The organism is Marinomonas sp. UCMA 3892 (assembly GCF_012726345.1).
In the GTDB taxonomy this organism is placed as follows: domain Bacteria; phylum Pseudomonadota; class Gammaproteobacteria; order Pseudomonadales; family Marinomonadaceae; genus Marinomonas.
This window is the reverse complement of record NZ_PTXN01000011.1, coordinates 1-13762: the sequence shown is the minus strand read 5'-3', so window position 1 is coordinate 13762 and position 13762 is coordinate 1. Positions and strand designations below refer to the sequence as shown.

Sequence of the window (13762 nt, the reverse complement as noted above, 5' to 3'; positions counted from 1 at the left end):
TCAATAAGAACCAGTTAGAAGCTCTTATACAGTCAGGCGAAACACCTATTAACATGAGGTTTTTAGAAGAGTCTATTCCGATAATTCATCTATAAAATCGCTAGTTGGAGCTGGTCAGCAATGCCGTCGATAATGTCTGGGCGAAGCCCTATTTTATTGAAAGAGAAGCTCAACTCATTGGTTATTGTGATTTTAAAAGTACTCCAAGCAATAGTAAGGTTGAAATTGATCAAGTTCTGCTAAGTCAGTCCATTTGAGCAGCACGCTTTGCATCCCATTTCGCTTTAATATCGAGTGGTCGATTAATTTCCCTTTGTCCGCTGACTCAATGCCTTTTTCCACTTCACGGATAAACCAATCTTCACGGGCAACGTATTGTTTAATCGCTTCCGCCATTTGACCTACGCGTTTTAGTGTCTCTTCGTCTAATCTGACAGAGGTTGCTTTTAAAGACATTAAAGTTCTCTGAGGTTCTCTAAGGATCTAAATCATAGTCCATATATTTTAATTTGTCTTCGCCACTCTAAAAACGTGACAGTTAAAAAGATAAGAAACAATTCGTTTTCTTCTGTCTCAGCCCCCTATTCTAAAACAATAGCCCCACCTTCAATACGCTTTAACAAACCCGCTTTTTCTAAATAAATTATATCGTTACAAATGATGTTTTCTGGCACATTAAATCGCTTTTTTAATGTCTCTGAGAATATTTTTCCATCCAGTGCTAGCAAAAGCAGTATGGTTTGTTGTCGCTGGATATTTTGCATCTTCCTGCTGCTCATCAGAATTCCTCACTTTCCTACTGGCGCAATGACATGTCGCTGTAACGCCTTAATCGTTCCGTGGTTAGTAATAAGATGGCGACCAGAAACAGCAATATCATGGGGAATGAAGCAAAGGTGAAGACCTTTGCTGTGGCACCAAGTATTGGTGGTACAACCATGATGCCGGTATAAGCCGTCGCCATGGATAGCCCAATAATGGCTTGCGATGCCGATGAGCCAAAGCGTTTTGGGGTCATTTGAAGGGTATTAGGAAAGATAGGTGCACAACCAAGTCCAATGAATATCAATCCCATTTTTGTAAGTTCACCTGAAAAGGGTAAAGCAAGTAAGACACAACCAAATAGGATAATCACAACACCAGAGCGGATAAGGGTTTCTTCTACCACTTTTTCAGCAATCACTCCACAGGCAAAGCGACCTGCGGTAATACCTAAATAGTACATTGCTACCCAAAAAGCAGCATCAACTGGCAAAATATTTCGCTCTGTCGTTAAGTAACTCGCAGCCCATAACCCTGTGCTCGTTTCTATGGCACAATAACTAAAGAACATAATTAATTGCAGCGATACACCTTTCATTTTTAATGCAGTCATATTTGTGACTAATGGAGCACTTGTCTCATCCCTTTTTACTGAGTGGGTAACAAACTGTTTCCACAGTGGAAGGGAAGCAAATAATAAAATGACCAGTAAGAATTGCACTACCGCGATAGTCATGTAGCCATCACGCCAACCTTCTGCAAGAGCTAAAAAATTCGCCATGAGAAGCGGGCCAGCTGTCGCCCCCACTCCCCAAAAAGAATGCAAATAGTTCATGTGCTTAGCTTTGTAGTGCAATGCAACGAAGTTATTTAATCCAGCATCTACAGCACCAGCCCCAACACCTAAAGGAATAGCTAGGAACACAAGCGCCAATGCCAGATTGGACATACTAAAACCAAGCAATGCCAGTGCAGTTAGTAAGACACTTAGCGCAACAACTTTTCCTATTCCAAAATAATGAATCGCCTTGTTTACATAAAGGCTGGAGATCACTGTACCAGCACTGATAATGAGAGAAATAACACCAGCGAATTCCAGTGAAGCATTTAAGTCGTTTCTCATCACGGGCCATGATGAGCCGAGTACCGCATCAGGTAGACCTAAACTGATAAAAGCGATATAGATAATAAAAAGCAATAACATAAACGTACCTGTTTTAATTTTTTTAGAACAATACCGTCTACATAGTTTTATATATAGGTATATACTCTCTTAAAATATAACGATTCTATCAATATTGATTTTACCAAGACGCGCTCAATAAGTGGTGCTATGCAAATTTATAAAATTGAAACAGAAGAAAATGGCAGAGAGCTAACGACTCACGGTAGTCATGACTTTCCTTGTGAATCTTATGACGAACATTTTTCACATTTTGTTGGTGGCGAAGTACCGTGGCATTGGCATGATGAAATAGAAGTCGTGTTGGTTATAGAAGGCGCCACCAAAGTCGAATGTATTAATTCCAGTGATATCGTAAAAACTGGAGAAATGGTCTTTATCAATGCCAATACCTTACACAAGCTAACGAACTATGGCACTGAAGACTGTAGAATACTGAACGTGGTGTTCAGTCCAAAAATGCTTGGTGGTATGGGTTTTGGGCTAATTTATAAAAAGCATGTGCTTCCTGTTATCAATAACAAAGAGCTGCTGTTTTATAAATTCTCCGGCGCTAAAGCTTGGCATGAGAAAGCGATCAATGAGTTGGCGACAGCCTTTAATGTATGGAAAGAGCAAGGTTCCGACCGCGAGTTTTATATGAACATTGCGCTAATGAAATTCTGGTATATTTTCTGTACCAATCAGCAAGATATCACCGCGACTCACAACACAGCAAAGGCTAATGAAAAACGAATACAATCCTTGTTAAATTTCATCCACAGCAATTATGAAGAACGTATTTCTATTGCCGATATAAGTGAAGCTGCAAACATCAGCGAAAGTGAATGTTATCGCATCTTTCGCAACGCTCTGAATTGCTCACCAAACAGCTATTTATTGAATTATCGGCTGCGAAAATCGGTTCAACTGCTGACTGAAAGCAATAAACAAATCGCAGACATTGCCTTTGAGAGTGGTTTCAATTGCTCAGCCTACTTTGCTAAAAAATTTAAACTTGCCTTCAATGTAACCCCAATGCAATTCCGGAAAAATTACAGCGTAACCTTAGATCACCCTTTAGCTAACCATTTTCCCATAACACAAACTAAAGCCAGTTAATTTCGCAATAGAAAGCAATACCCAAAAGCCTAATTAACTACTTTTGGATATTGCCTAGGGTATCAATTCATGACGCTTTTAGTGTTTTTTTTTAAGAGCCAGCTTTTAAGCTTTCCAATTTCAAGCCACTTGCGCTTCTGTTAGGGAAACCTTTCCAGTAGGTATTATCTGGTTTATCCATGCCATTTTTGTCTTTGCTCCACTTCCCGTCATTGGATACTGGAACAAGATCAAAGTAACTCGACATGGCGACATCCTGTTTTAAGTACTCGCCCAGCCAAGCGGTAATGAAGTGAGTTGAAATATTGTTCATTCTTACATTGTCCCAAACAGGATCAAGGTAATGCATACTTAGGTTAAAGCCCAAGTCTGGAGACATCACATTGGCTTCTTTTGGTGGTGCCATTGGGGCACCTGCGTTGTGATTTGCATACTCAAAAGTCAGCAAAGAGCGATCTACTCCGCTTGCCGACTTCCATAATGCACGCACACCCTCTTCATAGCCGACCACATCGTCTTCTGAGCCAGCAATAAAGAACATCGGAACTCGAATGCCTTTTGTGGTGTTTGAGTCCATAAAGTGTCTTTTCATTCCTGCTGGGGCGAAAGTCACGGCGGTTTTAATTCGCTTATCAGATAAAGCTAAATATTCTTTGCTGCCACTCAAGTACTGGTCCAATGTGCCTTTTGGAGTAGAAAACAAGCCTTCTCGCTGATCCAAAGCGTATTGTGTTAATCCACCGCCCACGGTCACAACCGTACCGTAGCCGCCCATTGAATAACCAATGATTCCTGTGTTATCGGCATCAACTAAATTATACAAAAAGGACGTTTTATCTTTGGCTAACTGGCTAATTTGATCCAAAACAAACAACTGATCTTTGGTTCTATTTACCAAACTTGAGCTGACTTTAGACAAGGTGCTGTAGGTAGAATCCGTATGATCAATTGACACGACTACATAGCCTTTTGAGGCAATATTTTCAGCGATCGGCGACATTAAAAAGCGATTACCAGGATAACCATGGGACATAATAACCAAGGGGAATGCTTGCTTGGTGCTGGCAGGCTTGGCGCCTAAAATGGCTTTGCCATGTAAATCAACGAGTGTTTTGCCATCTCGCATATAGGCTTTAAGCACCCGAGAACCGCTAGAATTGGCCTGTGCCGGATACCAAACCTCAACAGTTAAAGGACGATCATAATAGGGAAACGCATCGCCCTCTTTTCTATTCATATCCGTATTCAAAATATCAATTTGATTTTTATGAATAAAATCTAATTGCCTAACGCCAACCGTTTGTTCTCCGTAAGCAGCAAGCTCGGGGGCGTCTGCGCGTATTGTATCGATTCTGTTTTCCGCTCTTAGTGCAGAAAATGGGATACAGGATGCGACCAATAGAGTTAAGGCGCATCGGGTCATCGGCTTATTTATCATCATAACCATCCTTATTATCTTTATTTTTTGAAGACTAAAACGCTTACCAAGCAGTATTGAATTTCACTATTGGGTAATCGATTAACCAAGCAAAGTATAAACAAGGTATTCCTTCCTTCTCAAGCCCTAAAGCATTCCCAGCTCAATGAATCAAGCCGCTTGCTTGTTGCCCTTATCAAACGCAGTTAGAATCTTTACACGCCAAAACCTTTACTAAGGATATCTCATGCCGCCCAGCCAACGTCGTAAACAAAAACACTCAACAAGCAGCAGAGTGTCTTTGGCTATGGTGGCGGCTCACGCCAAAGTATCGACAGCAACCGCTTCGCGTATTATTAACGGCATTACCAACAAGGCCTCTGAACAAACCATCATTCAAGTCAAAAAAGCGGTGAAAGAACTTGGTTACCGGCCAGCAAGTATTGGCAGAGCCTTGAGGTGTCAAGAAAGCCGTATGGTTGGCGTATTAGCAGCGAGTTTGGCGAATCCAACCATGTCTGCCATGGCCTCTTCAATAGAGCGGTCATTAAGAGACGAAGGCTACATCATGTCCCTTTGTGACACTCATGAAGAAGCCGACATTCAAGACGAATATTTGCGAGAAATGCGGTCTCAACTTGCACGAGCCGTGGTCATTATTGGTGCCGTGCAAAGTGAACTGTTAAGCGATTACCGTGATAACGGTACTACACTACTTTTTGTTAATCGCCCTGCACCAAACCACAATAACAGCCATTATGTCGGCATCAACAATTACCAAGCTGGGGTCGATGTTGCCAATATCCTTTTGCAAAATGGAAAACGACACATTGGGATTATTCATGCGTCTTTGGAATTTACCGCGGCTGCCGAACGGCGTAGAGGTTTGCTAGACAGGTTGGCTGAGGAAGGCATTAACCCTGAAGACATTCCTCATGCCCACACAGAAGGGCTGAATCATCTGGAAGTTGGCTATAAAAGTATGCAAACTTTATTGGAGATGCCCAAAAGACCTGATGTCATTGTTTGCCTAAGCGATATGCTGGCCTATGGCGCCTATCGTCTCACTCAGGAAATGGGGTTAGATATTGTGGAAGACTTCACTTTTTTTGGCTTTGATGACAACCCGCTTAACCCTTGGATTGCCAACTGGCTAAACTCAGTTGGGGTTCCTGCAAGCTTGTATGGACCAGCTACAGTGGCCACCTTAAAAGCCATTTGGAATCAATCACCACCAACCGAGCCAGTTTATCTTCCACATCAATTTCGTTTGAATAAAGAGTTTTTTCCTCTACCACCGAAGAAGTAAATTGTTTCATTACTAACATGATTCTTCTCACGTTCTCAGGATAAACCTCAAATTTTGCTTTTACGCTAGGCAAGGTTAAAGCAAACCATTTAATTTGGCGTATTGTAGCAACATAATGGTTTTTCCATCTTTAATCTCACCAGAATCAACCATAGAGCAGGCGAGCTGAAAATCTAATTCAAGCACCTCTATATTTTCTTGTTCATGCTCAAGGCCACCACCATCAGATACCTTCATATTGTCTGAATATTCAGCTACAAAAAAGTACAGCATTTCCGTGACAGAACCTGGCGACATATAAGCTTCAAAGACTTTTGTGACGTGTTCAACTTTAAAGCCTGTTTCCTCTTCCGTTTCTCGTTTTATGCAATCTTCGGGATTATCTTGATCTAATAGACCTGCACAAGACTCAATCAGCATCCCATCCTGATTACCATTCACAAAAGTGGGCATTCTGAATTGTCGAGTCAACACTACGGTCTTTTTTTCAGTGTTATAGAGCAGAATCGTTGCGCCATTGCCTCTATCGTACGCCTCGCGCTCTTGATATTGCCACTGACCATTATTGCCCTTTAGTTCAAAAGAAAACTTATTTAAGGTATACCAGTTATCGGATAACAGCGTTTTTTCTATGTTACGAATATCCGTCGTGCTCATACTTACTGCCTTATAAAATTTATGGCTATTAACAAAAAATGATTAAAATCAAAATATAGCAGTACTGGAGCTCCATGATCTATTCATTCTAATAAGACTTTAAGAAAACGTAGAATGACATCGGTTTACACCTGTCACAAATATCATGTAACACCTAATCGACATAAAAATGCCTTTTTCCTCAATCAGCCCTATCGAAAAAACCCTACAAGTATTAAAATCAGCGCAAATTCCCCTACCCTTAGTTAAGGATCTCTCATGACTTTGTCGACCGGTCAGGCTACTAATGTCGTCGTTGTTAGTAACTCTTCCGATAATCCGTTTGCTATTGATGTTGCTTATGCAATGGGTCAACACGAAGACATCGCTGATTTGATCAGCATGAAGCAATTCATGAACTCTGAGTTTTGCCCACGTTTTATCTCTGACGAAGCCGATTTTGATAACATTGGCCGCAAACTGAAGGGTAAGTCTGTCATTATTGTTAGTACTGGTAGCCATGTAAAAAGCCGCCAAGAGTTAGCAATGGCGAATCTAATTATCGCCCGCGCTGCCAAAGAAAACGGAGCTGACCGCGTTATTTTGGTTGAGCCAGACCTATTCTACAGCGCGCAAGATCGAGGCCCTCATCAGAGCTTAGGTGAAACCAGTTTTGAACGTGATATCCAAGACGTTAAAAAATTCGATGGTCAGCCATTCACTGCCAAGCTATACGCTCAACTATTGAAGCTTTCTGGTGTGGATACTGTGATGACGATTCACAACCATTCTGATTCCGTTCAAAAAATGTTTACCGAAGTGTTTGAAGGCGACTTCCATAACTTAATCCCTTATGAAATTTACGCCCATTACTTGTTGAATTCAAACATTCTGAACTACGGTGAAGACGGCGAAGGCTTAGTACTGTGCGCTCCAGACAAAGGCGCTCGTGATTTCGTTAAAGAGATGTTCAAAACTCTAGGTCTGAGCAAAGCCAAATTCATCATGCTTGATAAAGACCGTACTGCGGAGCGCAAAGTAGAAATCACTCTGCATAAAGAAAGCGAACACACTTTTGACGGCCTAGATGGGGCAAGCATTGTGTTGTTTGACGATATGGTTCGCACCGGCTCTACCGTCGTGAAATCTTGCCAATTCTTACAGCAAATCAACCCTGAACGTATGGTGTTTGCGGTATCGCATTTTTATGCCAGCGATGAAGGTCGTGAACGTATGGCACACCCAGCCATTGGCGAAATTTTGACACTAAATACCCTACCGACTATTTTGAACCGTGATGAACAAGGTCGCTTGCGTAAGAAAATGGTCGTATTGAAAGTGGAAAAATGGCTTGCTCAAGAGCTTTGCAACATTCTTGATTTGCCACAGACCCACGAGCCGAACCCTTATAAAATCGATATGTCGTCTAAAAACCCTCGTTTTAAACGCAAAATCTGGTTTAGTGAAGAATTGTCAGAGCTAAAAAGCTAGAAACAAAATTCGCTACAATTACCAATAAAAATGCCGCTATTACGCGGCATTTTTTTTTCATTTCGCTTTGCGTTATTTATTAAGCACGAAAAGCTAATAAAAGGATGTCTTTGATTTTACGATCTATTTCTACCTGCGCCGTTTCAAAGTCTGCCTTTTCAACCTTATATAAGAAAGGCTGAACACCACGCAATTTTTTAATCGCTTGAGGGTCTTCTGCCAACAAAACCGCTACGTAAGAGAAAGCATCGTAATAAGGAAACGCCTGTTCCTTCAGAGCATTCAAGTAGGAGTCAACAGACTCCTCTCCAAACACTTGCTTAATGGCCGTCACAGCACCAAATACAGCCACGCCTTCACATAAAGCCGATACTTTTGCGCCTTCATAACCCACTGGATACTGGCCACGTACCATTTCTTGAATCACATCGGCTAGCAACATAACGTCATTGCTGAATACTCTCGCAGGCATGTGGATTTTGTATCGATATGGCTCGTCAGCATGTTCAAATACTGCACTTGGTTTCGCAATGTCATCCCAAACCTCAAAGCCATCAAACTTGGCTTCAGTCACAGCTTCGCCAAAAAGAAACTCCACCGCAGGCAACCAAGCAGCACGTAATTTCTCTAATTTATTCACTTCTATTGAGTAAGTGTCTACCACAACCTCATCCTTATTTATTCTGAAAGAAACAGAGCATCAGTATTCATGGTCAAAATACTCTTTTAGATAAACGAAACCTTACCATAATGGAGAGGATCAAGCAGGCAGAATTCGACGATAAATACACAGATTCCGTGGAATATACTGGAATCAATATCAATGGAATGGAAGAAAATAACCAACAAAACCTATCTTAGTTGGCTATCTTTACTACCTGCGCGATTATACAAAGCAGTACGGCCTTTCTTCTCCAGCTCAGACTGACATTGGATACACAAGCGCACACCTTGAATAGCTTTACGCCTAGGCTCAGGAATCACTGCGTCGCATTCTTCACAATGGGTCAGACTCTCTCCTTTTGGCATACTATTTTTTGCACGCTCAACTTCGGAGTCGACCGTCGCGTCTATTTGATCCTGTACCGCGCCATCTTGCGCCCAACCACTAGCCATAAAGCAAGCCCTCTTCTTTGTATTGGCCTTATCGATTACTCAACAATATTCCGCCACCCATAGTGATAAACAAGCCGCCAGTTATTTTGGTAATTTTGGCTTCCATATTTTTTAGTGAGAAACGTTTTCCTAGACGAGCGATACCAAAAGCATAGCCGATATGCACACTGGTCACGATAGCGCAGATAGTAATAAACATGACTGAAAACTGTTGGTATGCTGGCGACTCTAAGGTTAAAAACTGCGGTAAGAAGGCAGACAAAAATATTAATGTTTTTGGATTACTTGCTGATACCAAGAAGGCTTCACCAAACAGCGCAAGTCCGGTTTTAGTCGACTTATTGACAGCTATATTATCTATAGCGTCAAAGGTTGATTTCTTTTTTGATCGTAGAGCTTTAATTCCAAGGTAGATCAAATAGGTTCCACCCATTATTTTCATTACCAGAAACCAGACGGGTAATGTCTGTAAGAGCGCACCAACGCCCAAGGCAACCAAACAAACAATCAAAAATTGACAAGTCAAATTACCCAAAATAGTTATAAAGGCAGACTTCCAACCAAATTGAATACTGTTTTTAAGCACTAGCAATACGTTCGGCCCTGGCGACAGAGTGGTCACTAAATAAGCCAAGAAAAACAAAGTCCATAGATGAAAGGTCATACCGGCCCCTAAGTTTGTTATTAAATAATACTCTTATTCGCTTCTACTTGGTTCTGCACAACGCTGCCTTTCCCGCAAGTACAGGTACAAAGGTAATCCGCAGGATACTCCAACACTTAAGGCTCCTATTATTGCTATAAAGCGCCACTTAACTTGGTTCTTTTGGCCATCATGGAGAATAAAACCCAAGAGGGCAATTGCCGCAAGAAACACATCCAACCATGCAAAAATACTAATTGGATTTGCCATCATCTCAGCAAAAAAAAGTGGTATATTGACACCATTTTGAACCAGCCAAGGAACAAAAGCTGCATAAGGAATAAAAGTCCCGAGAATAGCCAAAACCAAATAAAATATTATCACTGATAAACCTCCCTGTTATTTATACGTTTAAATATTGGTCACTTTTTCAACCGATTCTACGACTCAATTACACAGTTAGACAACCATTACATCATCTTGAATTTAGCAAACTGAATATTTCGTTATCTATTGGCAGCATCATTCAATTTACCCTCACTCTAGGTATGCTAAAATCTCTCCATCCAGCCGCAAGAGCGGTGGTTTAGAGAGGACTATTTTGTAAAGTCTTTCATACTCATATATTTTTGGAGACAACACCATGCGTTTATCGACGCTTAAAATGGGATTAGCCGCACTTGTTGCCGCAATACCAGCTCTTGCATCAGCTCACCCAGGACACGAACACACAACTAGCTTCATGACAGGCTTTATGCACCCTATGGGGGGGTTAGACCATTTGTTAGCTATGCTTGCAATTGGCCTTTGGGCCGCTAGCCTTGGCGGCCGTGCTTTGTGGGCTGTGCCAACAGCTTTTGTTGGCACCATGATAGTAGGTGGTACGTTAGCTGTTGCTGGCATGCAAGTTCCTTTCATCGAACAAGGTATTGTCTTGTCTGTGATTCTAATGGGGGCTTTGTTAGTTGGTGCTGCACGTTTCCCTGTTACCGTTTGTGCTGGTATTGCTGGCTTATTCGCTCTTTTTCACGGTGCTGCACACGGTTTAGAAATGCCATTAGATGCTAATGGCGCAGAATACGCACTGGGGTTTGCTGCAGCAACAGCACTATTGCATGTTGCTGGTATCGGTTTTGGTATGGCTGTTGCCCGCTTCCAAGCACCTATTGTGACTCGCGTAACAGGTAGTCTAATTGCTATCGCTGGATTATTTTTAGCGCTAGCATAAGCTTAGCGACCACTGCTTTGTCTACAAAAAAAACAGTGGTCGCTTCCTTCTACAGGAAATATTTTCCTACTAAGCCTCTCAACCAGTCATCACTCAAGCTCCAATGCTTTTACTCTAATACCGATTATTCAGGCTTACAAAAAAACTAAATACTAATAAAGAATTTATCTGTATTATTTTCGGTATATTTTTTATCAAGTGAAGGATCGTTAGTTGAAGAAAGCAGAGTTTAAGCAGCCTTCCGCCTTATTTTTTTCATTCGTTGCTTTCTTCATTATTGCTTTTTGTGGGGGCTATTGGACTCAGTCAACAAACAAATCCATAGTGAATCAGCAACAGTCTCTTTTAAGTGGCATATCTAGAACACAAGCATCCGTTCTAGAAAGACGACTTTCGTCTGCCTTCACCTCAGCACAAATTCTAGCTTATGAAGTAGAACAAAATGGCGGTAGCGGTGAGTGGTTTCCTAATTATGCAAACAAGCTAATCGAGTCAATCGGTGGTATTGAAAATCTTCAGCTTGCGCCCGATGGTGTTATTTCTGATATCTATCCTCTGAAAGGAAACGAAAACGCCATAGGGTTTAACGTCATATCAACACCTGGCTTTAAAGAAGAGGCTATGCTGTCTGTTAAAAATCATCAGATGTTTGTCATAGGTCCGGTCGCATTAGTTCAAGGTGGCGTTGCCGTCATCAGTCGAGCCCCTATTTTCTTGCATAAAGGAACACAAAGAGAGCTATTCTGGGGCTTTGCTTCAGCAGTTATTTATTTAGACAATTTATTAGAAGCAACACAATTAAAACAACTAGAAAGTGAGGGTTATCAGTATAGCCTGTCAAGAAAGCATGCTGCGACAAAGGAAATCATCGTTTTATCAGACTCAGTTACACCACTTTCTGATATTCAAGCTTCGACAAATCTAATTCTGCCAGTGGGCACTTGGACTCTGCGAATAAGCCGAGCATTAGACACACAGTTAAAACAGCGAAAGATAACTGGCTATGCCATCAGCTTTGCGGTGGCATTTTTACTCTCTCTTGCTTTATATGCCATCCTAATCCAGCCATTAAAACTCAGAAAATTAGTCAAAGAAAAAACCGCAGAACTTCAAGAGCTCGCCTATAAAGACCCGTTAACTGGCTTGCCAAATCGACGTTTTTTACAAGATAGCTTACCCAAGACCCTGCATAACAACCAGAGGCGTAAACGGATATCTGCTTTTATCTATTTCGATCTAGATAACTTTAAACGCATTAATGACACCATCGGACACGATGTTGGGGACCAAGTACTTGTTATTGTTGGAGACAGATTAAACAAACTAAAAGCCATGTCTGATCTTGTTGTACGCTTAGGCGGTGATGAATTTGGGATCCTACTGGGGGAGATTGGCGATGAAAAACAAGCTAGTGAACAAGCGAATCGAATACTAGAGAGCGTTCGAACTCCCATTAAAATGGATTCACGAGAGTATATTTTAAGCACGTCATTGGGTATCGCGATGATTCCAGAGCATGGTTATGATCTAGTCACCATCATGCAAAATGCCGACATGGCACTGTATCAAGCTAAGCTAAAGGGTAAAAATCAGTATGCTTTTTATACTGAAAAAATGAAGATCAGCACGCATAACTTAATTAAAGCGGAAGAAGATTTAACGCTTGCGTTACAAAGAAATGAATTTGAAATGTATTACCAGCCACAATTTAATATTCGCACCAATCATGTCTTTGGTGCTGAAGCACTAATTCGCTGGAACCACCCAGAAAAAGGTGTAATTTTCCCTAATGACTTCATTCCTCTCGCGGAAAGCACAGGAAAAATTGTTGAATTGGGCTATTGGGTTCTGGAAAGTAGTATCGCTTACCTAGCAAAGCGAAAACAGGAAGGTAGACCTGATATTCTATTACATATCAATCTTGCGTCAGAACAATTATCAGATCCTCACTTTGTAGCTTTAGTCCAAGAGCTGCTTGGAAAGTATCAAGTGCCGGCTCATTTAATTGGTTTTGAAATCACTGAAACCTCTATTCTTGAAGACATACATCTGGCTAGATATTTGTTACAAACACTAAAAGACATGGGTATTTGTATCGCTATTGATGATTTTGGCACTGGGTATTCATCGCTATCTCAACTTAAAAACCTTCCTGTAGATTTGCTAAAAATTGATCGTAGTTTTGTGATGGATTTAGAGAATGATCCAGATGATCGCAAAATCGTCGAAGCGATCATTGCCATGGCTCATAAACTCAATATCAAAGTATTAGCGGAAGGTGTAGAAACTAGAGAACAATGGAAAATGCTGGCGGCGTTCCAATGTGATTTTGGTCAAGGCTACTATGTTAGCAAGGCGGTAACAGCCGATGAGTTTAACCAAGGCTCTCCGATTATTCATAAGGATTAGCACATTTTCTTACTAATGCTCGCAAAATCCCCAAACTTTAAACGCTCACGACAAAAAGCCCCAATTATTGAACTGACCCCCAATAGTTGGACATTCCAATTACTGGGGGTCTTTTTATGTCCAAATATCACAGAGCATTCAAACTCTATTTAGCAAAGTTATCTCAGCACCAAAGCTCAAGAATGATTGCGCGTCAATTCGGTGTTGACTCGAGACAAGTTCGTTACTGGTCTCAAGTGTATCGTATTCATGGTGAAAGCAGTTTTTTACACAAACAAATGTCATATACCCAATCCTTTAAGCTTAAAGCACTTAAAACGATGCATATGAATGAGTGGTCTTTAACCTATACAAGTGCCTACTTCGATTTATCATCTTCAGGCATATTATTTCAATGGCAAAAACTCTATGCTTGCGAAGGTATATCTCGACTCAAACCACAGAAAAAAGGTAGACCTCGTATGGCC

General features: G+C 41.2%; 14 protein-coding genes and 1 pseudogene. 6 read left to right on the top strand and 9 right to left on the bottom strand.

What is annotated here, in order from left to right:
* Positions 1-192 precede the first annotated feature (192 nt).
* The 3 genes from B6N13_RS15775 to B6N13_RS15765 form a co-directional block, all read right to left on the bottom strand.
* On the bottom strand, positions 193-456 hold the full coding sequence (locus tag B6N13_RS15775; protein WP_211172895.1) for a hypothetical protein: 264 nt from the start codon (positions 454-456) through the stop codon (positions 193-195).
* Positions 457-581: 125 nt separating this feature from the next.
* The gene (locus tag B6N13_RS15770) at positions 582-779 is read right to left on the bottom strand and encodes a DeoR family transcriptional regulator (protein ID WP_169459935.1); all 198 of its coding nucleotides are present in this window, start codon (positions 777-779) and stop codon (positions 582-584) included.
* Between the two features lie 17 nt (positions 780-796).
* Positions 797-1966 carry an MFS transporter gene (locus B6N13_RS15765; RefSeq protein ID WP_169459934.1) on the bottom strand — a complete coding sequence of 390 codons (1170 nt, stop codon included), beginning with the start codon at positions 1964-1966 and terminating at the stop codon, positions 797-799.
* Positions 1967-2095: 129 nt separating this feature from the next.
* On the opposite strand from B6N13_RS15765, the gene B6N13_RS15760 reads away from it, so the two are divergent.
* Positions 2096-3046 (top strand): AraC family transcriptional regulator, encoded by a 951-nt coding sequence (locus B6N13_RS15760; RefSeq protein ID WP_169459933.1) that lies wholly within the window; start codon positions 2096-2098, stop codon positions 3044-3046.
* A gap of 91 nt (positions 3047-3137) precedes the next feature.
* Here B6N13_RS15760 and B6N13_RS15755 read toward each other — a convergent pair whose 3' ends face one another.
* Entirely contained in the window at positions 3138-4487 is a 1350-nt protein-coding gene (locus B6N13_RS15755) for a dienelactone hydrolase (protein WP_211172894.1), read from the bottom strand.
* 223 nt (positions 4488-4710) lie between these two features.
* On the opposite strand from B6N13_RS15755, the gene B6N13_RS15750 reads away from it, so the two are divergent.
* A complete protein-coding gene (locus tag B6N13_RS15750) occupies positions 4711-5772 on the top strand; it encodes a LacI family DNA-binding transcriptional regulator (RefSeq protein ID WP_169459932.1) in 1062 nt (353 codons plus the stop codon).
* A 75-nt stretch (positions 5773-5847) separates the two neighbouring features.
* Here B6N13_RS15750 and nudK read toward each other — a convergent pair whose 3' ends face one another.
* On the bottom strand, positions 5848-6429 hold the full coding sequence (gene nudK, locus B6N13_RS15745) for a GDP-mannose pyrophosphatase NudK (protein ID WP_169459931.1): 582 nt from the start codon (positions 6427-6429) through the stop codon (positions 5848-5850).
* Between the two features lie 258 nt (positions 6430-6687).
* On the opposite strand from nudK, the gene B6N13_RS15740 reads away from it, so the two are divergent.
* Positions 6688-7899, top strand: a complete 1212-nt coding sequence (locus tag B6N13_RS15740; RefSeq protein ID WP_012068884.1) for a phosphoribosyltransferase family protein — start codon at positions 6688-6690, stop codon at positions 7897-7899.
* A 79-nt stretch (positions 7900-7978) separates the two neighbouring features.
* On the opposite strand, the gene B6N13_RS15735 is transcribed toward B6N13_RS15740, so the two are convergent.
* The 4 genes from B6N13_RS15735 to B6N13_RS15720 form a co-directional block, all read right to left on the bottom strand.
* Positions 7979-8563, bottom strand: a complete 585-nt coding sequence (locus tag B6N13_RS15735; RefSeq protein ID WP_012068883.1) for a hypothetical protein — start codon at positions 8561-8563, stop codon at positions 7979-7981.
* 188 nt (positions 8564-8751) lie between these two features.
* Entirely contained in the window at positions 8752-9015 is a 264-nt protein-coding gene (locus B6N13_RS15730) for a DksA/TraR family C4-type zinc finger protein (RefSeq protein WP_012068882.1), read from the bottom strand.
* A gap of 28 nt (positions 9016-9043) precedes the next feature.
* A complete protein-coding gene (locus B6N13_RS15725) occupies positions 9044-9679 on the bottom strand; it encodes a LysE family translocator (RefSeq protein WP_169459930.1) in 636 nt (211 codons plus the stop codon).
* Positions 9680-9712: 33 nt separating this feature from the next.
* Positions 9713-10042, bottom strand: coding sequence for a DUF2834 domain-containing protein (locus B6N13_RS15720; protein ID WP_169459929.1), 330 nt, complete (start codon positions 10040-10042; stop codon positions 9713-9715).
* Positions 10043-10301: 259 nt separating this feature from the next.
* Between B6N13_RS15720 and B6N13_RS15715 the strand changes: the two genes are divergently transcribed.
* The 3 genes and pseudogenes from B6N13_RS15715 to B6N13_RS15705 form a co-directional block, all read left to right on the top strand.
* Positions 10302-10886 carry a HupE/UreJ family protein gene (locus tag B6N13_RS15715; RefSeq protein ID WP_012068879.1) on the top strand — a complete coding sequence of 195 codons (585 nt, stop codon included), beginning with the start codon at positions 10302-10304 and terminating at the stop codon, positions 10884-10886.
* A gap of 213 nt (positions 10887-11099) precedes the next feature.
* Positions 11100-13295 (top strand): EAL domain-containing protein, encoded by a 2196-nt coding sequence (locus tag B6N13_RS15710; protein ID WP_169459928.1) that lies wholly within the window; start codon positions 11100-11102, stop codon positions 13293-13295.
* 116 nt (positions 13296-13411) lie between these two features.
* Positions 13412-13762: pseudogene (locus B6N13_RS15705) on the top strand (helix-turn-helix domain-containing protein); the annotation flags it as partial.

What these genes read in the sequence shown, in the direction of transcription:
- nudK (WP_169459931.1), bottom strand. Translation starts at nt 6,429, where the DNA reads ATGAGCACGACGGATATTCGTAACATAGAAAAAACGCTGTTATCCGAT.
- B6N13_RS15730 (WP_012068882.1), bottom strand. Translation starts at nt 9,015, where the DNA reads ATGGCTAGTGGTTGGGCGCAAGATGGCGCGGTACAGGATCAAATAGAC.
- B6N13_RS15715 (WP_012068879.1), top strand. Translation starts at nt 10,302, where the DNA reads ATGCGTTTATCGACGCTTAAAATGGGATTAGCCGCACTTGTTGCCGCA.
- B6N13_RS15740 (WP_012068884.1), top strand. Translation starts at nt 6,688, where the DNA reads ATGACTTTGTCGACCGGTCAGGCTACTAATGTCGTCGTTGTTAGTAAC.
- B6N13_RS15755 (WP_211172894.1), bottom strand. Translation starts at nt 4,487, where the DNA reads ATGATGATAAATAAGCCGATGACCCGATGCGCCTTAACTCTATTGGTC.
- B6N13_RS15725 (WP_169459930.1), bottom strand. Translation starts at nt 9,679, where the DNA reads ATGACCTTTCATCTATGGACTTTGTTTTTCTTGGCTTATTTAGTGACC.
- B6N13_RS15770 (WP_169459935.1), bottom strand. Translation starts at nt 779, where the DNA reads ATGAGCAGCAGGAAGATGCAAAATATCCAGCGACAACAAACCATACTG.
- B6N13_RS15765 (WP_169459934.1), bottom strand. Translation starts at nt 1,966, where the DNA reads ATGTTATTGCTTTTTATTATCTATATCGCTTTTATCAGTTTAGGTCTA.
- B6N13_RS15760 (WP_169459933.1), top strand. Translation starts at nt 2,096, where the DNA reads ATGCAAATTTATAAAATTGAAACAGAAGAAAATGGCAGAGAGCTAACG.
- B6N13_RS15775 (WP_211172895.1), bottom strand. Translation starts at nt 456, where the DNA reads ATGTCTTTAAAAGCAACCTCTGTCAGATTAGACGAAGAGACACTAAAA.
- B6N13_RS15750 (WP_169459932.1), top strand. Translation starts at nt 4,711, where the DNA reads ATGCCGCCCAGCCAACGTCGTAAACAAAAACACTCAACAAGCAGCAGA.